General features: G+C 57.8%; 21 protein-coding genes. 14 read left to right on the forward strand and 7 right to left on the reverse strand.

Annotated features, from left to right (window positions below; genetic code table 11):
- Nucleotides 1-16 precede the first annotated feature (16 nt).
- Nucleotides 17-424 (forward strand): hypothetical protein, encoded by a 408-nt coding sequence (locus PVT68_RS17450; protein WP_280320344.1) that lies wholly within the window; start codon nucleotides 17-19, stop codon nucleotides 422-424.
- Between the two features lie 81 nt (nucleotides 425-505).
- On the opposite strand, the gene PVT68_RS17455 is transcribed toward PVT68_RS17450, so the two are convergent.
- The 3 genes from PVT68_RS17455 to PVT68_RS17465 form a co-directional block, all read right to left on the reverse strand.
- Nucleotides 506-3,781: a CapA family protein gene (locus tag PVT68_RS17455; protein ID WP_280320346.1), complete on the reverse strand. Its 3,276-nt coding sequence runs from the start codon at nucleotides 3,779-3,781 to the stop codon at nucleotides 506-508.
- Between the two features lie 380 nt (nucleotides 3,782-4,161).
- Complete coding sequence (locus tag PVT68_RS17460) at nucleotides 4,162-6,192, reverse strand: NADPH-dependent 2,4-dienoyl-CoA reductase (protein ID WP_280320348.1); 2,031 nt, start codon at nucleotides 6,190-6,192, stop codon at nucleotides 4,162-4,164.
- 213 nt (nucleotides 6,193-6,405) lie between these two features.
- On the reverse strand, nucleotides 6,406-7,299 hold the full coding sequence (locus PVT68_RS17465; protein ID WP_280320349.1) for a LysR family transcriptional regulator: 894 nt from the start codon (nucleotides 7,297-7,299) through the stop codon (nucleotides 6,406-6,408).
- A gap of 198 nt (nucleotides 7,300-7,497) precedes the next feature.
- Here PVT68_RS17465 and PVT68_RS17470 point away from each other — a divergent pair, with 198 nt between their 5' ends.
- The 9 genes from PVT68_RS17470 to PVT68_RS17510 all read left to right on the forward strand — a co-directional run bounded on the left by PVT68_RS17470 (nucleotide 7,498) and on the right by PVT68_RS17510 (nucleotide 15,839).
- Entirely contained in the window at nucleotides 7,498-8,169 is a 672-nt protein-coding gene (locus PVT68_RS17470; RefSeq protein ID WP_280320351.1) for a histidine phosphatase family protein, read from the forward strand.
- Between the two features lie 90 nt (nucleotides 8,170-8,259).
- Complete coding sequence (locus tag PVT68_RS17475; RefSeq protein ID WP_280320353.1) at nucleotides 8,260-9,474, forward strand: acyl-CoA dehydrogenase family protein; 1,215 nt, start codon at nucleotides 8,260-8,262, stop codon at nucleotides 9,472-9,474.
- Nucleotides 9,475-10,542, forward strand: a complete 1,068-nt coding sequence (locus PVT68_RS17480; RefSeq protein ID WP_280320355.1) for a phosphotransferase — start codon at nucleotides 9,475-9,477, stop codon at nucleotides 10,540-10,542. It abuts the gene before it with no gap.
- 47 nt (nucleotides 10,543-10,589) lie between these two features.
- Entirely contained in the window at nucleotides 10,590-11,366 is a 777-nt protein-coding gene (locus PVT68_RS17485; protein WP_280320357.1) for an SDR family oxidoreductase, read from the forward strand.
- A gap of 2 nt (nucleotides 11,367-11,368) precedes the next feature.
- Nucleotides 11,369-12,163: an SDR family NAD(P)-dependent oxidoreductase gene (locus PVT68_RS17490; protein ID WP_280320359.1), complete on the forward strand. Its 795-nt coding sequence runs from the start codon at nucleotides 11,369-11,371 to the stop codon at nucleotides 12,161-12,163.
- A 25-nt stretch (nucleotides 12,164-12,188) separates the two neighbouring features.
- Complete coding sequence (locus PVT68_RS17495) at nucleotides 12,189-12,647, forward strand: MaoC family dehydratase (RefSeq protein WP_280320361.1); 459 nt, start codon at nucleotides 12,189-12,191, stop codon at nucleotides 12,645-12,647.
- Nucleotides 12,648-12,672: 25 nt separating this feature from the next.
- Entirely contained in the window at nucleotides 12,673-13,599 is a 927-nt protein-coding gene (locus PVT68_RS17500) for an SDR family NAD(P)-dependent oxidoreductase (protein WP_280320362.1), read from the forward strand.
- A 37-nt stretch (nucleotides 13,600-13,636) separates the two neighbouring features.
- On the forward strand, nucleotides 13,637-14,818 hold the full coding sequence (locus tag PVT68_RS17505) for an acetyl-CoA C-acyltransferase (protein ID WP_280320364.1): 1,182 nt from the start codon (nucleotides 13,637-13,639) through the stop codon (nucleotides 14,816-14,818).
- 31 nt (nucleotides 14,819-14,849) lie between these two features.
- Nucleotides 14,850-15,839, forward strand: coding sequence for an NADPH:quinone oxidoreductase family protein (locus tag PVT68_RS17510; RefSeq protein WP_280320365.1), 990 nt, complete (start codon nucleotides 14,850-14,852; stop codon nucleotides 15,837-15,839).
- A 120-nt stretch (nucleotides 15,840-15,959) separates the two neighbouring features.
- On the opposite strand, the gene PVT68_RS17515 is transcribed toward PVT68_RS17510, so the two are convergent.
- The 4 genes from PVT68_RS17515 to dinB form a co-directional block, all read right to left on the reverse strand.
- Nucleotides 15,960-16,418, reverse strand: a complete 459-nt coding sequence (locus tag PVT68_RS17515) for a hypothetical protein (RefSeq protein ID WP_280320367.1) — start codon at nucleotides 16,416-16,418, stop codon at nucleotides 15,960-15,962.
- Nucleotides 16,415-17,125, reverse strand: a complete 711-nt coding sequence (locus PVT68_RS17520; RefSeq protein WP_280320368.1) for an RNA polymerase sigma factor — start codon at nucleotides 17,123-17,125, stop codon at nucleotides 16,415-16,417. The genes PVT68_RS17515 and PVT68_RS17520 overlap by 4 nt, the downstream gene beginning before the upstream one ends.
- A gap of 156 nt (nucleotides 17,126-17,281) precedes the next feature.
- Nucleotides 17,282-17,602 (reverse strand): DUF6116 family protein, encoded by a 321-nt coding sequence (locus tag PVT68_RS17525; RefSeq protein ID WP_280320370.1) that lies wholly within the window; start codon nucleotides 17,600-17,602, stop codon nucleotides 17,282-17,284.
- Between the two features lie 178 nt (nucleotides 17,603-17,780).
- Nucleotides 17,781-18,863 carry a DNA polymerase IV gene (dinB, locus tag PVT68_RS17530; protein WP_280320371.1) on the reverse strand — a complete coding sequence of 361 codons (1,083 nt, stop codon included), beginning with the start codon at nucleotides 18,861-18,863 and terminating at the stop codon, nucleotides 17,781-17,783.
- A 90-nt stretch (nucleotides 18,864-18,953) separates the two neighbouring features.
- On the opposite strand from dinB, the gene PVT68_RS17535 reads away from it, so the two are divergent.
- From PVT68_RS17535 to PVT68_RS17550, 4 genes are all read left to right on the forward strand, one after another.
- Nucleotides 18,954-19,487, forward strand: coding sequence for a carboxymuconolactone decarboxylase family protein (locus PVT68_RS17535; RefSeq protein WP_280320373.1), 534 nt, complete (start codon nucleotides 18,954-18,956; stop codon nucleotides 19,485-19,487).
- A gap of 340 nt (nucleotides 19,488-19,827) precedes the next feature.
- A complete protein-coding gene (locus tag PVT68_RS17540) occupies nucleotides 19,828-22,059 on the forward strand; it encodes a TonB-dependent receptor (protein ID WP_280320375.1) in 2,232 nt (743 codons plus the stop codon).
- Between the two features lie 3 nt (nucleotides 22,060-22,062).
- A complete protein-coding gene (locus tag PVT68_RS17545; protein ID WP_280320377.1) occupies nucleotides 22,063-22,602 on the forward strand; it encodes a hypothetical protein in 540 nt (179 codons plus the stop codon).
- Nucleotides 22,603-22,669: 67 nt separating this feature from the next.
- Entirely contained in the window at nucleotides 22,670-24,115 is a 1,446-nt protein-coding gene (locus PVT68_RS17550; protein ID WP_280320378.1) for a PepSY-associated TM helix domain-containing protein, read from the forward strand.
- Nucleotides 24,116-24,184 lie beyond the last annotated feature (69 nt).

Below are 24,184 nucleotides of genomic sequence, written 5' to 3' on the forward strand. Positions count from 1 at the left end.
TTAATAAGGAAAAATAATGAATATGATTCGATTTTTATCCGCGGTATCTTTGGTGGTTCTGCCCATGCTTTCTCACGGGTTGACTACAGATGAGCAAAGAAACCTGTCGATTCAGTTGACCCAGACCGCACTGCATATTAATAAAGGCGCTCCGCAGTTGATCGACGAAGATACAAGGCTCGATTCTGTTTCTACGGTAAAAAATATCATCATCTATAACAACACCATGGTGAACTACACCGTCGACCAGTTCAACGTGGCCGAGTTTGAGGTTGCGCTGAAGGCGGCAGTTATTGATCCTCTGTGTGCCAATACTGCGTTGGGAGCCTTCCGTGAGCTGGGTGTTGTTATGGCCTACCGGTACCTGGATAAAGACGGTAATTTTATCGTTGAATTGTCTCAGGATATGGGAGAGTGCGGCTGACAGTGACGATGAGGTGTGCCGTTAGATATTGGGGCCTGGAAAGATTTTCTGTCGAAAATGGTGTGGAAATGTTTCTGTCTATTAAGGCGGTGAGGCGAGGTCCGTCGTCATAAGACTTGGGATTTTTACCCGAATCAGCGCACCGGGAATACGTTCGGGTCTGATGGTGGTTTCAGGCCCGATGATCCCGATTTCCAACTGCAAATCGATATTACGCAGCTGATCGAAGAGTGGTGGGCGAAGTGCGTAATAATCGCGATAGATTACGCCCGGTTGCCAGCGGCTGGTTGGCACTTGCCAGTCGCAGGGCTCGTGGTCCATGCTTTTCCCCCATTCCGGCATCGTGGTTTGCTGTATCGGCACGGCGCGGATATCCAGCCGCAAGTTTCCAGTTACTTCTTCCCTCAGCGTCCAGAACGTCTCCACAAAGAAGAGCTGGCGCTGTTCTATCAAATCTGGTGAATAGCGAATACCTAACAAGTGCAGCGGACCAAATTCTTGCGGTTCTATTTGCGCATCTACCGGAACTTCAACGGCGATCCAGTCGGGATTTGGAGGGCGCTTGAACTGGTTTAACAGCTCCGGCTTGAGAATTGTTTTGGGTGCCGGATCAATGGGGAAATAGCTGAAGCGTGGCGGGGTTAATGGCAGGTAGCCACTGCCATCTTCCTGCAACTGGAGGTCACTGCGCAGTTGCAGGCACCTTTGACGGTAGCGCTCGGTTGCTCTGTGTGCGTCGTCTCCGGTGAGCTGGCGGCTGAAGCCGAACCCCACACCGACAGGAAAATAGCGCACGCCTTCCACACCGTTTTGGCCGAGTTCAAGCCGGAATATACCGCTGTCTTTCAGGTCATTGCGTACCGCGTCAAATAACAGGTCTCCGGCATCGTGAATGATCGGCTTGTGGCGGTAGATCTCTATACCCCGGAGGTCATGGGTGCCCGTACCGAGCACTGCATCGGCACCGGCGTCGATGATGCTGTGCCCGGCGTCTATTTGCTGTTGATCCGGTGCCTGTTGCCTGTGGTCTCCCCAGTGAACCGCTACCAGTACCGCATGTGCCCGTTGCCGAGCGATGGCGATACGCGGTCTCAGTAGCGCTTCCCATTCTTGCGGTGAGCGTATTGGCAGGTGGGCGATACCGGGCTGGCGTGCCCCTGCGGCAAAGTGTTTTTGGGTGGCATCCAGCGAAAAAATGGCGATGTTCAGGTCGCCGGCAGCGCGAATAATCGGTTTGAGCGCTGCTTCCAGATTGACTCCGGATCCGGTGTGGCCAATACCAATGGCGTTCAGCCAGAAACCTTGTTCCAACAGCGCCTGACACCCGTAGTCGCCACTGTGGTTGTTGGCCGTGGTGACCGCATCGATACCAGCGCGGCAGAGCAGCTTCAGCATCTCTGGGCGTGCGCGATAGTAGTAGGGCGCGCTTTCCCCTTTGTCGATTCCCTGTTCGCCGGTGGTGGCGACGACGCATTCCAGATTGACCACACTGAGATCCGCGCTGCTCAAGGCGGGTAGTCGTCCCAGTACCTGTTCCTCGCCCAGTTCTTCCATGCGGTAGTGCTGGCGTCTGCCGAGATTGACGTCGCCGCCCCAGGCGAAGGTTGCCCGCCGATTTCTCTTCTTTACCGCCATTGGATAATCGGTGAGTGCGGTGGAAAACGTCTCTGGCAGCCCACCTCGTAGTAGGTATTTGCGAAAGGCCACGAATCCGGAGAGGTAATGTTCGACATCATCGATGCGCACGCGAAAGGCGTGGTGGCGGATGTAAAAGCTGCCGATAATTTTTCCGGGGTTTTCGAAGTACATGGCGTACTCGGGCCAGTAATAGCCGTTCAGCAGGTACATAGCGCGGGTGTGCAGGGCGCGATAAAACTTGGGGAGGTCGAGTTGTGCGAGCAGGTGTGAATATTCGGGCTGCTCACGCAAACGGGTGACCATGCGCTCTGCCGCCATCATCAATTCCAGCAGGGTGGGAAAGGTGGTGATGCGCTCCAGCACAAAATCCAGGTAGCCATTTACGTTTTGAATACCGAACTCATAGTAACGTGCTTGCGGCCGGTACAGGGTCAGTTCATTGACGCAGTAGCTAAGCCAGTGGTCGTGGGCCTGCCAGTGGTTGTTGGCAATAAAATACTCGAACGCTTTCTCAACCATGTTCAGCCAGCGTTCGTTTTTGGTTAGGCCGTACAGGCGCATTAGACCGAAGGTGGCTTCGCCGTCGTAGTAGATAACACGGAATTCGTCTTTGACCGATAGCTCCGGGTAACGCAGTACGTGAGCGAACTTTCCGGTTTCCGTGTCCTGCATAAACTGGATGCCCGCGGCCAGTTGATCCAGCTGAGTGTGATACGCCGTGGTGCCGGTCAGTTCGGAATATTTCACCAGCGCCAACAGGCATACCGCATTGCCGCCCAGTTTGATTTCGTTATTGGCTTCGACCAGAAAGGCGGCCTGTTCCCCGGAAGGCAGCCGGGCCGGTTGGATCAGCTTTTTGGTGAGATGGGCGAGGGCGCGATCGATCGATTGTTTGAGTTCCGGGTCTTGGGTGACTTCCCAGGCTTCGGTCATCGCGTAAATCGAGCTGGCGTGGCGCAGCGTGTTGTAGGTGCCGATCGGTCGGTCAAAACAACAGTGCCAGCCATATTCGAAGCGACCGTTCTTGAGGACCTGACTGGCCAGGTAGCGGCTGCTGGTATTGATCAGGTGCCTGCTGGTGGCTTCGTCCAGTTCTTCAATAATGCGGCGGCCCGCGTTGCGCCCGGGGCCGTAAAGTTTCTGTGGCGGCGTCTGGTGATCAAGATAAATCCCCTCGGTGCTTAGTTGGGTCACCAGTGCCTGATCACTGAAATCCAGGTTCGCATTCTTGCCAAAGCGCCGATCGGCATAGGCGCGGAATTTATGCGGGTTCAGCACTACGTGCGGAATCTTGTTGCCGCCGTACAGCATGGCGTTGCCATTGAGCTCCTGCTCAAGGAAGGCGAGGCTCCAGTCTTCGTCCAGGGCAAGGCCGTAGCGGAAATAGCCCCGCTTGGTGTGTTCAAAGCGCTGCTGTAGAGCGCGCCAGGTCAATATCTGGCTGTGGGTCACCCAGTCGATCCGCAGCCAGCGTGCCGGCATTTGTGCGTTTTTCAGTTGCTTGCGTACGCTACTGGCAAGGGATTGCCACAGGCTGGCAAAGTCGCCACCGCGGGCGTGGCACACCCTGGCCCTTTGTTTGCCATCACTGATGGAGAAAAACAGCGTGTAGGGGGGAAGCAGTTTTTCCAGTTCCCGTTCGACGTGGGGACGGGCACGGGACAGCAGGCTGGAAAAGGACGGCGCGGCGGCGGACTTCGACGAGCTGGATGTGGGCATGCTTTGCTGGCTTTCCTGCGGCGTTATCGGGAGTGGCGGCGGGAAGTCGTCAATGCCAGAAGATGGCTGGGGGCATTGTGGCCCTTGCTGGTTGGGTGACTTGTCGTGCACCCGGCGGACAAACTTTCCCTGTCGAGGTTTGACGATGCAGCAAGTATAGGTCTGCGGCGCGAAGCTGCCGGTCGGATGTAGGGCTTATGCGGGAAATCTATTGAGGGAAGGCTGTGGGGAAAATGAAGGGCGTTGAGTAAAAAAGGGCGGGTGGGAATCGTTGAGAAGGGAAAGGGCGGGCGCGTCAATCTCCGAGGCACCCGCGACCCGCGGAGCCTGCCATTAACCCGGCAATAAACTTGCCGGGTTAATGGCAGTGATCGTGCTGTTTACAGAGAAGCCGCCAGGCGTGAGCCCTGGTCGATCGCGCGCTTGGCGTCCAGCTCCGCCGCTTCGAAGGCGCCGCCGATCAGGTGGCTGCTGACGCCGCGCTGCTGCAGTTCGTCGTGCAGCTGGCGCAGGGGTTCCTGGCCGGCGCAGACCACAACGTTATCCACTTCCAGCAGCTTTTGTTCATCGCCGAGGCGGATATGCAGGCCCTGGTCGTCGATCTTTTCATAGGTGACGCCCGCCAGGCTCAGTACCTTGCGATGCTTCAGGCTGCTGCGGTGAATCCAGCCAGTGGTTTTGCCGAGGCCGGCGCCCACTTTGGAAGTTTTGCGCTGCAGCAGGAAGATCTGGCGCGGGCTGCTGACCGGTTCCTGGGGCTTGAGGCCGGCGCGGTTTTCGAGGGCGATATCCACGCCCCACTCGTCGAAGAACTCCTGCTTGCTGAAGGCGACCAGGTCGCTGGCGTGGTCTTCGCTGTGGGTCAGGTATTCGGCCACGTCGAAGCCGATACCACCGGCGCCGATCACGGCAACGGATTTACCCACGGGTTTCTTGTCGCGCAACACGTCGAGGTAGGTGAGTACCTTGTCGTGGTCGATACCTTCAATCGGCGGTTTGCGCGGAGAAATACCGGTGGCGATGATGACTTCTTCGAAGTCCGCCAGGGTTTCGGCGTCGGCAATGGTGTTGAGGCGCAGCTCTACGCCGGTCAGTTCCAGCTTGCGTTTGAAGTAGCGCAGGGTCTCTTCAAATTCCGCCTTGCCGGGGATCTGCTTGGCAATATTGAACTGGCCGCCCACCTTGTTGCTGGCCTCGAACAGGGTGACCTCGTGGCCGCGCTCGGCGGCGACGGTGGCAGCGGCGAGGCCGGCAGGGCCAGCGCCCACCACGGCTACTTTTTTCACATTGGTAACCGGGAGGTAGTTCAGCTCGGTTTCGTGACAGGCGCGCGGGTTCACCAGGCAGGAGGTGAGTTTCAGCTCAAAGGTGTGGTCGAGACAGGCCTGGTTACAGCCGATACAGGTATTGATTTCATCCGCGCGGTTTTCCGCCGCCTTGTTGACGAACTCGGCATCGGCGAGAAACGGACGCGCCATGGAAACCATATCTGCCTGGCCGCTGGCGAGTACGTCTTCGCCCACCTGTGGCATGTTGATGCGGTTACTGGTGACGACGGGCACGCTCAGGTGCTGTTTCACCTTGGCAGTGATTTCACTGAAGGCGGCGCGGGGCACACTGGTGGCGATGGTGGGTACGCGGGCTTCGTGCCAGCCGATACCGGTATTGATGATGGTGGCACCGGCTTTTTCGATGGCCTGGCCGAGGGCGATCACCTCATCGAAATCGCTGCCGCCTTCCACCAGGTCGAGCATGGAGAGGCGATAGATGATGATGAAGTCGCTGCCCACGGCTTCGCGGATACGACGCACGATTTCCAGCGGGAAGCGGATGCGGTTTTCAAAACTGCCGCCCCAGCGGTCGGTGCGCTTGTTGGTGCGCTCGACGATAAATTCGTTGATGAAGTAACCCTCGGAGCCCATGACCTCGACACCGTCGTAGCCGGCTTCGCGGGCCAGGGTGGCGCAGCGCACATAGTCTTCGATCTGCTGCTCGACTTCCTCGTCGCTCAGTTCCTTCGGCGTGAAGGGGTTGATCGGCGCCTGAATGGCGGAGGGGGCAACCAGCGCGGGGTTATAGGCGTAGCGACCGGCGTGCAGAATCTGCATGCAGATCTTGCCGCCCTCTGCGTGTACCGCATCGGTAATGGCGCGGTGTTCCAGTGCTTCTTCCGCGGTGGTCATCTTTGACGAACCCTGGAATACACCGCCCTCTTCGTTGGGGGCGATACCGCCGGTGACGATCAGGCCAACACCACCGCGGGCGCGCTCGGCATAGAACGCCGCCAGTCGGTCAAAGCCACCGGGGTGCTCTTCCAGGTTGGTGTGCATGGAACCCATCAAAACCCGGTTCTTGAGGGTGGTGAACCCCAGATCCAGCGGGGCGAGCAGGTGAGGGTACGGCTGTGACATATCGGTCATTCTCTTTCTGGTCGTTCGTCAGCGTGGGCTGTCGTGCAACGTGATAATGAAACGCATCTGTGACTACACAAGCATTTGTGGTTATGCAAAAAGTTGCATATCAGGCCCGAAGGATAGCAAGTGCCGGAAACCACTGACACTGACCAATCCGACCGAATCCTCTGACCTTCCTGTCTCTCCCCCGGAATGACCCGGCACCGTGTCCTAGCTTCCAAATAGCGAGATGATCTGCTCCCGCAGCCAGCGGTGGGCGGCATCGTCGTCCTGGCTGCGGTGCCACAGCAGGTGCCAGTCCATCTGCGGTATCTGAAACGGTAACTCGAAGCAGCGGGCCGGGTACTGGCGGGCAAGACTGATCGGAACCGTGAGGGCCAGGTCGGTCCTCAGTACGACCAGCGGTGCTACCCGGTAGTGCTGTACCCGCAGTTTGATCTTGCGCCGCCGTCCCTGCTTGTTGAGGGCCATATCCGCAATGCCCGGGCCGCTGCGGCGACTGGAGACATGTATGTGTTCCAGCTCCAGATATTGCTCCAGGGTCAGGCTGGACTGCTCGGCCAGTGGGTGGTCGGGTCGCAACATGCACTGGTAGCGGTCCGCCACCAAACGCTGCTGATGCAGTTGTGTGGCGGAGACCAGGGGAATATCCAGGGCAAAGTCCAGGCTGTTGGCGGCCAGCTCCTTGACCAGACTGTCCCGCGGCACGTAGTAGGACTCCACACTGATCCCGGGCGCGACCTGCTGCAAATGCTCCAGCAGCTGCGGTAACACCAGGGTTTCCGCCATGTCGTTCATGGACAGGCGCAGGGTTTTCTGCGCATTTGTCGGCTCAAACTGATGCTGCTCGGTCACGCTGCTGCCCAGCAGTGCCAGCGCCTGCTGCACCCGGGGCATGATGTTTTCCGTCAGCGGAGTGGGGCTCATGCCGCTGGGGGTGCGAATGAACAACTGGTCATTCAGCGCCCGACGCAGGCGCGCCAGCGCATTGCTGACGGCGGGCTGGGTGATATGCAGGCGCTCCGCCGCGCGGGTGAGGTTGCGGGTGGCGTAGATGGCATCCAGTACCGGGAAGAGATTCATATCGATCTGTTGCAACTGCATGTTTCGCTATTTCCTTTCCCCTCGGTTACCGGGCAATCATCACTAATGTGAATGATGGAATATTTACATAATAAACTTTGATGATCCACGCGGAATCGCTAGCTTTATGTCTCATCGCACCGGGAGAGTGAATAACCCGGGACGTAATTCGAAAGCCGGTTTCCATCCATTACTCTGCCACGCAATCGAGGAGTACCCGTGCCCGAAATTTTTGCCGTACGCCACGGCCAGGCGTCGTTCGGTAGTGACAATTACGACCAGCTTTCCGAGCTTGGATGGCAGCAGGCCCGCTGGCTTGGCGAGCACTGGGCGGAAGCCGGTGAGCAGTTCGACCACATCGTGTGCGGCGACCTGCGCAGACACCGGGAAACCGCACAGGGCATCTGTGACGGACTCGGTGCTGATACCGACCGGTTGCAGGAACTGCCGCAATTGAACGAGTTTGATTTCAAGCGGGTGATGCAGGCCTATGAGGCGAGCAATCCCGGGGTGATGCCGGGGCCAGGGGCGGCGCGCGCGGATTACTACCGTGTGCTGAAGCAGGCCATGCACGCCTGGTCCGTCGGCGAAATACACGCGGCGGAAACCTGGCAGGAGTTTGAACAGCGTATTGAGGAAGTACTGGGAATCATCGCCGCTGGCGCCAGTCGCGGCAGAACCCTGGTGGTCAGTTCCGGCGGCGCCATTGCGATGATGGTGCGGCAGATTCTGGGAGCGCCGGCCCACGGTGTGATTCAGTTGAATATGCAGATCAAGAATACCGCAGTCAGCCATTTTTTTGCCGGCCGCAGCGGCCTCAGTCTGCACAGTTTCAATCATGTGCCACACCTGGACAGCGGGCAGCGGCGTCAGTACATCACTTACAGCTAAATTCACCCGTTAAATCGATCAGCGAAACACAAACGCGAAAAGCCAAACGCAATAAACAACGCCTGAAAACGACAAATGCAAGGGCAGCCAATGAATTTCGAATATTCCCCCAAAGTACAGGATCTGTTGCAACGCCTGCGGCAGTTTATGACAGAGGAAGTCCTCCCCGCGGAACAGACCTATTACCAGCAGCTGGAAGAAGACCGCTGGGGTGAGCCTCCGGTGATGGAGGCGCTCAAGCGCAAGGCGCAGGATGCCGGGCTGTGGAATCTGTTTATGCCGGGCACCGAGTTTGGTGCAGGGCTCACCAATCTGGAATATGCGCCGCTGGCGGAGGAAATGGGCCGGGTGCTGTTTTCGTCCGAGGTGTTCAACTGCAGCGCGCCGGACACCGGCAATATGGAAGTGCTGACCCAGTACGGTTCCCCCGCGCAACAGGAGCGCTGGCTGAAGCCACTTCTGGCGGGAGAAATTCGCTCCGCCTTCGCCATGACCGAGCCGAAAGTCGCCTCCAGCGACGCCACCAATATCGAAACGTCGATTGTGCGCGATGGCGATGACTACGTGATCAACGGTCACAAGTTTTATATCAGCGGCGCGCTCAATCGCCGCTGCGAAATCATGATTGTGATGGGTAAAACCGCACCGGACAGCAGCGACCGCTATCGCCAGCAGTCACAGATTCTGGTGCCGATGAATACGCCGGGGGTCAACGTGATTCGCCCCATGACCGTATTCGGCTACGACGATGCGCCGGAAGGTCACGGGGAAATTATTTTCGACAATGTGCGGGTGCCGGCGGAAAACCTGATTCTCGGAGAAGGGCGCGGTTTTGAAATCGCCCAGGGGCGCCTCGGTCCGGGCCGCATTCACCACTGCATGCGCCTGATCGGCCAGGCACAGCGCGCACTGGAATTGATGGCCGCGCGTGCAGAGCAGCGTGTGGTATTCGGCCGCCCCATGAGCAAACAGGGTTCGGTGCGGGAAGACATTGCGAAGTCTGCCTGTGAAATCGAACAGGCGCGCCTGCTCACACTGAAAGCGGCGGACCAGATGGATCGCCACGGCAACAAGGCGGCACGGGAGTTGATTTCCATGATCAAGATCGTTGCTCCGCAGATGGCGTGCAATGTGATTGATCGCGCGATTCAGATTCACGGCGCCGCCGGCCTTGGTCAGGATTTCAATCTTGCCAGAGCCTACGCCTACGCGCGTACGATTCGCCTCGCCGACGGCCCGGACCAGGTGCACATGATGCAACTGGGGCGCAACCTGGCGGCGGCCTACGGCAGTGAGGGCGTGTAAATGGGGGATGTAACCGAAGCGCCGGTACCGCAGGTTGACCAGTTGGATACCGAACGTCTGAGCGCCTACCTGAAAGAAAAGCTGAAAGACAAGTTGCCGGGTTTTGACGGCGCTGTTCGTGCCAGTAAATTTTCCGGTGGCCAGTCCAACCCGACGTTCCAGTTGCACACCTCTGCCGGTACTTTCGTATTGCGTCGCCAGCCGCCGGGAAAACTGTTGAAGTCCGCCCACGCCGTAGACCGGGAATTTCGTGTGATGCAGGCACTGGCGGATACCGGCGTGCCGGTGCCCCGTGTTCTGCACCTGTGCGAAGACCGCGATGTAATCGGCTCCATGTTTTATCTGATGGAATACTGCGAGGGGCGCATCTTCTGGGACGCGGCCCTGCCGGAACTCGACAACCAGCAGCGCACGGATTTTTATGAAGAAATGAACCGTGTGCTGGCTGCATTACACAGTGTGGATGTGGACGCCGTGGGTTTGTCCGATTACGGTCGTCCGGGCAATTATTTCGAGCGGCAGTTCGGCCGCTGGCAGGAACAGTATCGCGCATCGGAACTGCAAAAAATTGCCGCGATGGACACGCTGATCCAGTGGCTGGGTGAAAATCTGCCGCCAGACGATGGCCGTGTGTCCCTGGTGCACGGGGATTACCGCCTCGACAACATCATGTTCCACCCCACCGAGTCCCGTGCTATCGCGGTACTGGACTGGGAACTGTCCACCCTCGGACATCCGTTTGCTGACCTGGCTTACCAGTGCATGCAACTGCGTATGCCGGCAGACGGTGGAAATATTTCCGGGTTGATGGGGGTGAATCGCTCCGCTCTCGGCATCCCCAGCGAGCGTGACTATGTGGCGCGCTACTGTGAGCGTATGGGGATTGCCGGCATCGATAACTGGGCCTTTTACCTGGCCTTCAGCTTTTTCCGGCTGGCGGCAATTATCCAGGGTGTGGCCAAGCGCGCGCAGGACGGCAATGCGTCGAGCAAGAATGCGGCCAAACTTGGTGCCTTTGTGGAGCCACTGGCGATGCTCGCACTGGGTGTTATCGAGAAAGAAAGTTAATAAATAGCAAAGTGAATAAAAAACAATAGATCGTTGGGAGAATTTTTATGGCGACCAATCTGTTTGATCTGAGTGGAAAAATCGCGCTGGTCACCGGCGCCAGTCGCGGCATCGGTGAAGCCATTGCCAAATTACTGGCGGAGCAGGGTGCCCATGTGCTGGTTTCCAGCCGCAAGATCGAAGACTGTCAGGCAGTGGCGGATGCGATCACCGACGCCGGTGGCAAGGCCGAAGCGCTGGCCTGCCATATCGGCAATATGGACGATATCTCCCGGACCTTCAGCCATATCCGCAGCCAGTACGGCAAGCTGGATATTCTGGTCAACAACGCCGCCACCAATCCGTATTTCGGCCACATCCTGGATACGGATCTGAGTGCTTTTCAGAAAACCGTGGACGTAAATATCCGCGGTTATTTCTTCATGTCTGTGGAAGCGGGCAAGCTGATGCGGGAAAACGGTGGTGGTTGCATCGTCAATACCGCCTCCATCAATGCACTGCAGCCCGGTGTCGGCCAGGGTATTTACTCCATTACCAAGGCTGCGGTAGTGAACATGACCAAAGCATTTGCCAAGGAGTGCGCGCAGTTCAATATCCGCGTCAATGCGCTGCTGCCGGGTTTGACCAAAACCAAATTTGCCGGAGCGCTGTTCAGCCACGAAGAAATCTACAACATGGCCATCGGCCATATCCCCATGCATCGCCATGCAGAGCCGGAAGAAATGGCCGGCACGGTGCTGTACCTGGTATCCGATGCGAGCAGCTACACCAATGGTGAATGCGTGGTGGTGGATGGCGGACTCACCGCCTGTGGAGGTCTGTAACCATGGCGGACTTCAGACCTGATCCACTGCTGGATTTTTCTGGCAAGGTAGCGCTGATTACCGGCGCCGCCAGCGGCTTCGGCGCGCTGCTGGCGGAAGAGCTGGGGCGCCGTGGCGCGAGCCTGGTGCTGGGTGATATCAACGAGGACGGACTGGCACCAGTGGTGGAAAAACTCACCGATGCCGGTGTTGCGGTACAGGCCGTAGCCTGCGATGTGTCGTCGGAAACCGATTGTGCAGCGATGGTGGCACTGGCGCGGGAAAATTTCGGACGCCTGGACATTGCGGTAAACAATGCCGGTATCGCACCGCCGATGCAGTATTTCGAAGACGTCGAGGAAGAGACGTTCGACCTGCAGCATAGCGTCAACGTGAAGGGCGTTTTTTTCGGGATGAAGCATCAGCTGAAACTGATGCGCACCCAGGGCAGCGGCATTATTTTGAATGTGAGCTCGATGGCCGGTCTCGGCGGCGCGCCCAAGTCTTCCGCCTACGCCGGTGCCAAGCACTCGGTCATCGGCCTCACCCGTACCGCAGCGGTGGAATACGCCCGCCACAACGTGCGGGTGAATGCGATCTGCCCCTTCTATACCCTCACGCCGATGATTACCGATATGACCGCTCCCGAAGGCGCCACCGTAGAGCAGGTGCATGGCATCTTTGCCGCGGGTTGTCCGATGAAACGCCTGGGGAAACCGGAAGAAGTGGTCAGTGCCATGGTGATGCTGTGTTCACCGGCACTCAGTTATGTTACCGGCCAGACACTGGCGGTCGATGGCGGTGTTTCCGCGTTTTAATCAACATTCAGTAAAGGGAGTTCAAATGTCTATCACTATTTCTCCGCAGGATTATTCCAGCGCAATCGGTCGCGAGACCGGGCCGACCGATTGGTTCCAGATCGACCAGAACCGTATTGATATGTTTGCCGAGTGCACCCTGGATCGTCAGTTTATCCATGTCGATCCCGCAGCCGCGGCGAAGTCTCCGTTCGGTACTACCATAGCCCACGGATTTCTGACTCTTTCACTATTGTCCTTTTTCGCCGAACAACTGCAGATCGCTGTGGACGGCGTGAAAATGGGTGTGAATTACGGCCTGGACAAGGTGCGTTTTATCAATCCGGTGAAAGTGGATCAGCGGGTGCGCGCACGCGCGAAAGTTCTCGATATTATCGAGAAAAATTCCGGTCAGTTTCAGCTCAAACTTGAAGTGACTCTGGAAATTGAAGGGCAGGAAAAACCAGCGCTGATCGCCGAATGGCTGGTGATGCAGTTTGTCTAAACAATAAATTTTGATGGAGAGAAGCATGTCTATTTCTTTCGAAGGCAAAGTGGCCATCGTCACTGGTGCGGGCAATGGCCTGGGACGATCCCACGCTCTGGAGCTCGCTCGCCGCGGGGCGAAAGTGGTGGTGAATGATCTGGGTGGTGCCCGCGATGGTTCCGGTGGATCCCTGACGGCGGCAGAAGCGGTGGTTGCGGAAATCGAAGCCGCCGGCGGAGAGGCTATGGCCAACGGGGCCAATGTCACCGATTACCAGCAGGTGCAGGAAATGGTGAAGCAGGCCGCCGAGCGCTGGGGTCGCGTGGATATTCTGGTGAACAATGCCGGTATCCTGCGCGACAAGTCTTTCGCCAAGGCACCAATGGATGACTTCAAGCTGGTGGTGGATGTGCACCTGATGGGCTCGGTGAACTGCACCAAGGCGGTGTGGGACATCATGCGCGAGCAGCAGTACGGTCGCATTGTAATGACCACGTCGTCTTCCGGACTGTACGGCAACTTCGGGCAGTCAAACTACGGTGCCGCCAAAACCGGTGTGGTGGGACTGATGAATACCCTGTGTCTGGAAGGCGAGAAATATGGCATCCGGGTCAATTGCCTTTCTCCCACTGCGGCCACGCGTATGACCGAAGACATTATTCCCGATCCCAAGGCGCTGGAACTGCTGACCCCGGAATCGGTGACCGCGGGCCTGATTGCGCTGGTGGCGGACGACGGTCCAAACCGCTTTATTCTGTGCGCTGGTGCGGGAGCCTATGCCAAGGCACGCATTCTGGAAACCGAGGGTATTTACCTGCCCCCGGAGCAACAGACGGCGGAGAACGTTCTGGCCAATCTCGATGCCATCAGTGATGAGCGCGGGCAGCAGGAACTTGTCGGCGGCCTGAATCAGACCGTTAAATTTATCCAGAAGGCCGCACAGGGCACTGGTGTGAAACTCGACGGTTAATCCGGCGGTTAAAAAGAGCCAGAGGGAGAGAATTTCAATGAAAGAAGCTGTAATCGTTTCCACCGCACGCACGCCCATCGGCAAGGCCTACCGCGGTGCATTTAACAATCTCGAAGGTCCGAGCCTGGCCGCGCATGCGGTGACCGCGGCGGTTACCCGTGCAGGGGTAGAACATGGCGAGATCGAAGACTGTGTTTTCGGTGTCGCTCTGCAGCAGGGGTCGACCGGTACTAACGTAGCGCGACAGATCGCCCTGCGTGCGGGCCTGCCCACCACCGTTGCGGGGATGACCATCGATCGCCAGTGTTCCTCCGGCCTGATGGCCGTGGCCACCGCGGCCAAGCAAATTACCCAGGACGGCCTGCCAGTGGCCATCGCTGGCGGTATGGAATCCATTTCTCTGGTACAGAACCAGCAGATGAACAGTTTCCGTGTTGCCGATCCTGCGCTGTTGCAGATGCACCCGGATATTTATCTGCCCATGATCGATACCGCGGAAATCGTTGCCAAGCGCTATGGTATTAGCCGCGATCTGCAGGACGAGTATTCCCTGCAGTCACAACAGCGCACCGCGGCCGCCCAGCAAGCGGGATTGTTCCGGGACGAAATTGTGCCGGTCACCGCAAATATGATTGTGGTGAACAAAGAAACCGGTGAGCAGTCCACGCGGGAAGTAACGCTGGAAATGGACGAAGGCAACCGTCCTTCCACCACCATCGATGGTCTGCGTGGACTGAAGCCAGTGCGTGACAATGGGGTGATTACCGCAGGTAACGCTTCACAGTTGTCTGACGGCGCCGCGGCCATGGTGTTGATGGATAGCAAACTGGCAGAGCAGCGCAACCTGAATCCGCTGGGTATTTACCGCGGTATGGCGGTGGCTGGTTGCGAGCCGGACGAAATGGGTATAGGTCCGGTATTTGCGATTCCCAAGCTATTGGCTCGCAACGGTCTCACCATGGACGATATTGGCCTGTGGGAATTGAATGAGGCGTTTGCGGTGCAGGTACTGTACTGCCGGGACAAGCTGGGCATCGATAATGAAAAGCTCAATGTCAACGGCGGCGCCATTTCTATCGGACATCCCTACGGCATGAGTGGTGCACGTATGGTCGGCCATGCATTGCTGGAAGGTAAACGCCGTGGTGTGAAGTATGTTGTGGTGACCATGTGTGTGGGTGGTGGCATGGGCGCTGCGGGCCTGTTCGAGATCGTCTGATCCGGCACTAAATAATAATCGGGAGGTAAATATGCGAGCATTGGTGTGCGAGGCCTTTGGCCCGGTAGAAAACCTGAAAGTCCGCGAATGGCAATTGCCAGCGTTGAAGCCGCATGAAGTGCGTCTTGAGGTGCACGCGGCCGGGGTCAATTTTCCCGATGGCCTGATGGTGCAGGGAAAATATCAGGTAAAGCCGGAATTGCCTTTTGTGGCTGGCGGTGAGTGCGCAGGCATCATCCGCGAAGTGGGCGATGCGGTGAAGGGGTTCCGGGTTGGGGATCGCGTGATCGCCATGCCCGGGCTGGCCGCGTTTGCCGAAGCGGTTAATGTGGATCACAAACTGTTGATGCCGATGCCCGAGCAACTGGATTTTGCGCAGGCAGCCGGTTTCTGTATTACCTACGCGACTTCTTACTACGCGTTCAAACAGCGCGCGCAGCTCAAGCCGGGGGAAACCCTGGTGGTGCTGGGGGCAGCCGGTGGCGTTGGGGTAACGGCGATACAGCTGGGGAAACTGATGGGCGCACGGGTAATCGCCTGCGCCTCTTCGGACGAAAAGCTCGCGTTCTGTCGCGACCTCGGTGCCGATGAAACCATCAACTACAGCAGTGAAGATCTTAAAGAGCGTATTCGCGCGCTGACCGATGGCAAGGGCGCGGATGTGATTTACGATCCGGTCGGCGGCGCCTTTACGGAGCAGGCTTATCGCTCCATCGCCTGGGGCGGGCGTTACCTGGTGATCGGGTTCGCCGCTGGGGATATTCCCAGCCTTCCGCTCAATCTGCCCCTGCTGAAAGCGGGTGACATTCTCGGTATTTACTGGGGCGGATGGGCGAGCCGGGATCCCAAGGGCAACATGCAGAACTTTGCTGAATTGCTCGGGTATGTAAACGAGGGACGGCTACAGCCGCTGACCACTGCCGTTTATCCACTGGAGGACTTTAGCCAGGCGTTTGCAGCCATCAATGCGCGCAAGGCTCTTGGTAAAGTAGTGCTTACCATGGGCGAGGCTGCGACCTGACCGGTTATTGGAGGTTCGCGGAATAAACGCGGAATTAAAAAGGGGATCCAGTTCAAGGCTGGATCCCCTTTTTTTTACCTGGCCAGTATCACTGTAGATAAGCATCACAGTAGATAAGTATCAGGGCAGAATTCGGCAGTGGCCACGTGCCTGTTCCTTGAGGTCGTTGGGCAGAGGCTCCACGTCGGTAGTCCGCTGCTGTTGTCGCCATTGCGCGCAGAGCTCAACATAATTGCCTGCGTCGACTTCGGCTCGCAGAATGTGCCAGCCATCCAGATTCACCGGCGCGAGACTGAGCGTGGGTTTGTATTGTTCGGCCCCGGGTTTTTCTTCGGCCGGTGCTGCCTGTTGCCCTTGTGCGGCATCGATATACTGGGCGGGGTGTAGCATCACAATGGCGATAGCAATTGCGCTGAACCCGGATGCGACCTTGGAAAGGGTGCGGTGCCCCTTGGCAGATTCGGCCCGTACGGGTTGAATCTTTCCTATGCCGGCGAGGACTTTTTCATCCAGTAGTGCCGGTGAGCGAATCGTATTGATCGCGCGCCGGTAGTCATTTTGCCAATGTTTGCTGTTCATACTTGTGCTACCTCCACAGAGCGATCAGCAGTAGCGGGTGTGGCTGGCGAATGTTTTGCGGGCCGTTTTCCCCAGCTGCTCCAGGGAACTGCGGGGCGTATGGTTTCCGTTTTCGGTGCGGTCACTTCCCGCTCCGCGGATTCGGCGGCTTCCTTCGCCAGGGTATCCGCCGATTTCCAGGGTTTGCGTGCGCTCCCGTGCAGGTTGAACGCGATCAGGTTTCGGGCCTCGGCCAGGTCCTGTCGACCCTGGGCGAGGGTGATGCGCTCGATATCTGCGGCGGTTGCCAATGACAGTCCGCACTCGTTCACCAGCAGAAAAATATTTCTCTGTCGCCGGGGCAGCTGTTGTATCGCTTGCAGAATATCCGAGCGCTCCAGTGCCTCGCGCAGAGATTCTTCCGCAGCATGTGGTTCGGAACTGGTTTCTGAGCTAGTTTCCTGCGGTAACTGCATCAGTTTGTTGATCTGGATATAGAACCAGTTTTTGAGTTGCCGCTCCCTCGGGGACGGAGGATTGTCCAGCAGCATTCCCCACAGTTTCTCCATCACAGGCACGCAGTGTCGCAGACACGTCTGTGCGCAATAGCGAAACAAGGGATCTTTGTAGCGCTGGTAAATTTCACGAACAGCTTTTTGATTGCGTGTGCTGCAATACTGTTCGAGTAAGTCTTCATCACTGAGACTGCACAACTTGTCCGCAAACATTGGATTTGCCTCCTTGGCTCCAATTCCCAATGTCACTTACCCGGTTGCACATCCTCTGAAGATCACGCCCCGGGAAAGGGCTCAGAGGTACTTCGTTGAACGAGTAAATTTAACGTTATTTCGCTGAATACTGCCGAGCGAATACCACTCTCATACTCAGTGTTTACCGTGATTGCTTCGGCGCGCCGACGCTTCCTGGCGATCGGTCATTTTCTCCGCGGTGCCTGAAACCACTTTTTCGTTCCTGCTTTCATTTTCCGTTATCTCTCCACCAGTATCCGTGCCCCTTTTTTTCCACGCGGCGAGGAAGAGGGTGCCAAGCCCCAACAAAATTTCATCGACGAAGGGAACCAGGTCGGGAATCAGCAGGTCCACCAGAAACAGGGCACACATCCACTTAAATAGCTGTGGGTGTTTCAGCCGACGGGCATAACTTAAAAACCAGCCCACCAGGACGCTGGGGAGTGCGCGCTTCATAGATTGAACAAAAGTGCTTTCAGTACCGTGTTCGGAGTATAGTCCGGGGCGAATTTTTCCGTGTGCAGGGAGGGGCGTTGGGGCGCTGGAAATAGGCCTTGGTTGGCGCGCAGTGCTTCATTGCGCATGCAGAGGTTTCTGCCATGGGCGCAGTGCTAGTCCGAAAAGTGAGCGATCATCAGGCAGTTGGGCGGGCGCTGCCCCGGAAGGGCAGGGGTAACTGCTCCGGGCCCAATTCAGCGCGTAAATCCTTGAGTTTCACTCCGACGCCTAACAGACGGATGGGATCGTTACGCCTGTCCCAACACTGTTGTAACAGCTGTTTGAATTCGCTGATGCGCGCGGATCGGCTGCTGCGCTCCTGGGTGGATTGGGTGAAATCTGTGTACTTGACCTTGATTACGGCGCCACTGATTTCATAGCGGTCACCGAGATTGCCAATACGCTCCTGCAGGCGACCGTAGAGGTTGACCATTTCCTGTTGCCATTCTTCCTGGCTGCACAGGTCACTGGTAAACGTGTGTTCGACACTCACACTTTTGCGCGAGCCATCGCTACTGACCGGTCTGTTGTCCACACCGCGACACAGATTGTAGAGGCGGTTGCCGAACTTACCGTATTTGTTCACCAGCTCAACCAGGGAAAAACGCCGTAAATCGCTGCAGGTGCGGATTCCTTCCCGCTGCATTTTTTCCGCCGTCACCCGCCCCACACCATGGATTTTTTTTACCGGTAGTCGAAGGACAAACTCTTCCACTGCGTCAGGTCGGATGACTGTCAGTCCATCGGGTTTTTGCCAATCGCTGGCGATCTTGGCGAGGAACTTGTTCGGTGCGACCCCCGCGGAAATGGTGATACCCAATTCTTTATGTACCCGAGCGCGAATCTCCTGCGCGATCAGAGTTGCACTGCCGCTGCAATGGGCGCTGTCAGTGACATCCAGAAAAGCCTCGTCGAGGGAAAGTGGTTCGATATGGTCGGTGTAAGCGAGGAAAATTTCCCGAATTTGAGCGCTCACTTCCCGATATTTTTTCATATTGCCCGGCACTACAATCAGGTCAGGGCATAGCTTCTTGGCCTGTGCGGTGGGCATGGCCGAGCGCACACCGAAGCTGCGGGCCTCGTAGTTACAGGTGGAAATCACACCCCGGCGATCGCTGGCACCGCCCACGGCGATGGGACGCCCCCGCAAATTCGGGTCGTCTCGCATTTCTACTGAGGCGTAGAAGCAGTCGCAGTCGCAATGGATGATCTTTCGCATGCTGGGATTATATCCAGTATCAGAATTTGGCCAACCGGATTTGCAATAACCGAACTCGGGGTGGAGAAAATAGGCGTGAGGAGGTATGTGATGAGCAGAATCTCGCTGATGGATCATGAGATGGAGCATGGGGTTTCCGGCGTTCTCGATGAGGTGCGTGCGCAGCTCGGTTTTGTACCCATGCTGTTTCGGGCCTACGCCAACAATCCGACGCTACTGGTTGAACTCTGGGAGCGCTATCAGCACACCATGCTTACCGGTCGGTTGTCGCGGCGCCTTAAAGAGGAGATCGCGCTGATGGTGGCTGAGGATGAGCACAGTGATTACGGTATTACCCTGCACAGCAGCGCGCTGCGGCAACTGGGGGTAGACCCCCATGAAATCCTGCGGGTCCGCACCAACCCGGATCACGCCCATCTGGAACCTCGTGAGCATGCTCTGCTGGAAATAGCCCGTCATGGCAATCTGACGCCCCACGACCACGGGGAGCGGTATATCGATCACGCGAGGGACGCCGGTGCGGCGGATGCGGACATTCTCGAGGCGCTGGCGGTCGCCAGTCTGGCTTCAGAGATCAGTCATGTGTCGACCATGCTGGATATTCCTGCGGATATCCGCCCGTGAGCGCAGGCGCGTAGATTTTATTCCCGGGCTATAGCTCTCGATCCCGGCGCATTCGTGCTTCCGGATCTTTTCCTTTCCGCAGGTTTCTTCTTGTGCATGTTTCTCTTGCCGTGTGTTTCTAAAGCAATTTAGCGGTGAGTTTCGTCGCGTGTGTGAATTCCCGTTCTGGCGCATTTACCCAACTAAATCGCGTTCGGACTTGAAAATAAGAATAGTTATCAATAGTATGCGCACTTTCTAAAAGAGGTACAAAAGTACCAGCTGTACCCCTTTTTCTTATGGGCAATCGTCGATTGCCCGGATCATCATCCATCGCATAAAGACATAACGGGAAGCGGACATGCCCTCTAGCCACAACACGTCGGATGTATTTTTCTCTGTTGATCAACTGAGCCGCGCCATCAGGGTCGCAGGTATAGGGCTTGTGGGACTGTTCGCGGGTGCTGCGCTGGCTGAAGAAACGCCGGCAACGGCGCCGGCGCCGAGTGCGGCAGAGCAACTGGAAGAAGTCGAGGTGACCGGCGACGGCTCACAGGTAGTGCTGTCAAAAGAGTACGCCGGAGGCCAGGTCGCCCGGGGCGGCCGCGCCGGGATACTGGGTAACCTGGATATGATGGATTCGCCATTCTCCAGCACCAGCTACACCGGTGATCTGATGCTGAATCAGCAATCGGTGAGTGTCGCGGACGTACTGCAAAATGACCCCACCGTGCGCGTGGCCAAGGGTTTCGGTAATTTCCAGGAGCTGTACATGATTCGCGGCTTCCCGGTGTTTTCCGACGATATGACCTACAACGGTGTCTACGGCATCCTGCCGCGCCAGTTTGTCGCCAGCCAGTTGCTGGAGCGGGTGGAAGTTTTCCGCGGCGCTAGCGCCTTTCTGAACGGCGCGGCTCCCGGCGGCAGTGGCCTCGGTGGCGGGGTAAACCTGGTGCCGAAGCACGCCCCGGAAGAGGCACTGACCCGCGTTACCGCGGGTGTGGAAGGTAACGGTAACGCTTACGGCGCTTTAGATGTGGCGCGCCGCTTTGGCGACGCCGACAGCTCCGGTATCCGTGTGAACCTGCTGGAACGCAGTGGTGAAACCGCAATTGAAGACCAGGACCGTGCGCTGAGCGTGTTCTCCCTCGGCTACGACTACAGCGGCGAGCGCCTGCGTCTGTCTGCGGATCTCGGATATCAGAACCATCGTATCGATGCACCGCGCCCGGCAGTTACGCCCTGGGGCGAAATCCCCGAAGCGCCGGATGCGGACAGCAACTTCGCCCAGCCCTGGACCTATACCGATGAGGAACAGTTGTTCGGGGTAGTGCGTGGCGAGTACGACCTGACCGAGACCACTACCGCATGGATTGCTACGGGCATGCGTGACGGCAGTGAAGCCAATGTGCTTTCCAATCCCAGTGCATCTGCGGACGGAGTGACGTCTGCCTACCGCTTCGACAACGCCCGGGAAGACAAAGTGTTGTCCGGGGAGGCCGGTGTGCGTACCAGTTTTGATACCGGCTCGGTGGGGCACACCGTGACGGTTTCTGTGGCGACGTATTCTCTGGAATCTGCCAACGCCTATGCCTTCTCCAACTTCGCGGGTTTCGCAGGTGACCTGTACAATCCGACCGCGGTGGAGAAGCCGGCAGCGGATTTCTTCGTCGGCGGTTCCCTGTCGGATCCGAATGTGACCGAGGAAACCGATGTTTCCAGTGTGGCCATCTCCGACATGGTGTCACTACTGGATGACCGGTTGCTGGTGAGCCTGGGGGTGCGTCAGCAGAACATCGAAACCGGCTCCTTCAATTACAACACCGGCGCGGCCCTGTCTTCCTATGACGAAAGCGCGTTGACGCCGGTGGCGGCTGTGGTGTTTAAACCCTCCGCGCAGGTTTCCGTGTACGCGAATTACATCGAGGGTCTGGTTGCCGGTGATGTCGCGCCGGAAATGAGTGGTTCTGTGGAGGTGGTCAACGCCGGCGAAGTCATGGAGCCCTACAAGACTGAACAGTTCGAGACCGGAGTCAAATACGACGCGGGCAACCTGGGGGGCACACTGAGCGCCTTTACCACCAGCAAGCCCAGCAGCTACGTACAAAACGGTGTGTTCGATACCTATGGCGAACAGCGCAATCGCGGCCTGGAGCTGAGCGTATTCGGCCAGCCCCTGGAAAGTTTGCGCCTGATTGGCGGTGCTACCTGGCTCAATGCGGAAATGACCCGCACTGCGGGTGGACTGAACCAGGGCAAGGACGCGATTGGCGCGCCCGAGCTGCAGTTCAACATCAATGCGGAGTGGGATCTGACGGCGGTACCGGGACTGACCCTGGAAGCCCGCGGCATTCACACCGGATCTCAATACGCGGACGCTGCCAGCATCATCCAGGTGGACAGCTGGAACCGTTTTGACCTGGGCGCCCGTTACCTGACCCAGGTGGAAAACAAAGACCTGACCCTGAAGGCGCGGGTGCAGAATGTGAGCGATGAAAACAACTGGGTTTCGGTCGGTGGTTATCCCGGGGCCAATTATCTGGTGCTAGGGCAACCGCGCACTTTCCTGCTTTCCGCTTCTGTCGAGTTCTGATTGATGGGGTTGATCTTTGCCTCCCTACTGAGTAGCGCTGGCGTGCTGGGCCTGTACGGCAGCTGGCGCAACTGGTCACTGTTACAGCGCTGGGGCACACTGGCGGGCTGGAGTCTGCTGTTGCTGTCCGGTTTCCTGTGGGCCGGCAGTGCGGCCAGCATTGAGCTGGGACTCTGCTATGCGCTGCTTGCACTCACCGCCTGCGCCTGGCTGTTGGTCGGGTACAACCGTGAACAACGCCCGCAACGCCCGTCGGCGCTGGCCGCCGGCAAACTGCGCTGGCCGACATTGCCAACGCTGGGCAAACACCTGCTGTTGCTGCTCGCTGCGGTGCCGCTGGCGGGTGCTGCGGCGCTGTATGGCAGTACCGCGCTGGCCACCGCTCTGCCGTGGCAACAGGGCAATGCCCTGAGCTTTGCGATGTTGCTGGCACCGGTGTTGTGGGGCTGTGGTGCTTACTGGCAGTGCGCTGATTCCCGTCCCCTGCGGCCGGCAGCGGTACACTTTGTCGTGTTAATCGCGAGCGCCGTCGCTCTGTTCTGACTTCCTTCGCTCTTGCGGTCTGTCACGGTTTTACGGGCCGCGGGGCTAACCTGAAAAAGTTTTTCCGATGAAATTCAGCCTCTCTCCCGCACTGGTCAAAAGCTCCCTGGCAAGCCATTCCTGGGTTGGCCTGTTGGTGGGCTTCCTGATGTATCTGATCTGTGTGTCCGGCAGCCTTGTGGTGTTTTCCGGCTATCTGAAACGCTGGGAGCAGCCAGCGGTGGCGGAGTACCAGACACTGGCGCCTGCGGCGGCAACCGCGGCGTACCAGGAACTGCTGGCCCGCAAGCCGGATATTTCCGGAGATATCCTGATGATGCTGCCGCGGGACGATCAGCCCCGGGGCATGCTGGTCTCCGCCGGCGGGGTCTACTACCTGAATGAAGACGGCAGCCGCGGCAGTGATATTGCCACGCCCTGGAGTAATTCCATGGTGGGCCTGCACGATGCGTTGCATATACCCAGTGACTGGGGGGAAATTCTCGTCAGCGTGGTGGGGGTGATGCTGTGCAGTCTGATCGTCTCTGGATTTCTCGCGCACCCGCGGATTTTCCGCGATGCGTTTAATTTCCGCCTCGGTGGCTCGCGGCACCTCGAACAGGCCGATATTCACAATCGTCTGAGCGTATGGGGCGCACCCTTCCATCTGCTGATCGGCGTGACCGGGGCCTGGTTCGGTCTCGCTATCCTGATGTATACCCTGTTCGGAAATGTGTTTTTCGACGGCGACCGCGATGCCGCTATCGCATCCATTCACGGGGCCGCACCAACGCTGGATCAACAGGTGCAGGTGGCGGATGTCGGCCGCGCGCTGCATACCATGGAAACGCTCGCTCCGGATGCACGTCCGATCTATTTCAACGTGGAGAATGCGAATTCCCCCGCGCAGTACATCCTGCTCGGTGCCCAGCATCCTGACCGCCTGATCTATGTCGAGCAGTATCGCTTCGACCAGCAGGGGAATTTCCTGGATAAAGTCGGTTACTCCGATGGCGAGCCCGGCAAGCAGGTGTTGTTTTCCCTGTACCGTCTGCACTTCGGGCATTTCGGCGGCCTGCCGGTGATGATCCTGTACGTGGTATTCGGCATCGCCCTGGCGGTGGTGTCAGTGACCGGTATCAATATCTGGCTGGTGAAGCGCAAAAAACGGGATTTCATCAATAACCTCTGGACCGGGCTGGTGTGGGGCACGCCGCCGGCGATGGCGATTTCCGCACTGGCGGCGCTGCTATTGCACAGTGGTGCTGCCGGCTATTTCTGGTTGCCGCTGATCGTCGCCGTTGCTCTGGGGTTGTGGCTGGACAATGAACTGCGCACAAGCGCCTGGCTGCAGTTCGCCACCGCCGCGCTGCTGGCGTTGCTGATTGCCGTGCATATCGCGCTGTTCAAAAGCGCCGCATTGGCCGGGGCGGGTCTCGCAGTAAATCTGGTGTTTGCCGGGGTCGCACTATGGATTGTGTGGCTGGGGCTGAGGACGAATGCGAAATTCAGGCGAGCTGTTCAGACGTACTGAAGACTGGAGGACGGCTCACCCGGTCATGGCCCGCTTGCAGCCAGCACGGTAATCCATTTGAATGAATGC

This window comes from Microbulbifer bruguierae (assembly GCF_029869925.1).
Lineage (GTDB): Bacteria > Pseudomonadota > Gammaproteobacteria > Pseudomonadales > Cellvibrionaceae > Microbulbifer > Microbulbifer bruguierae.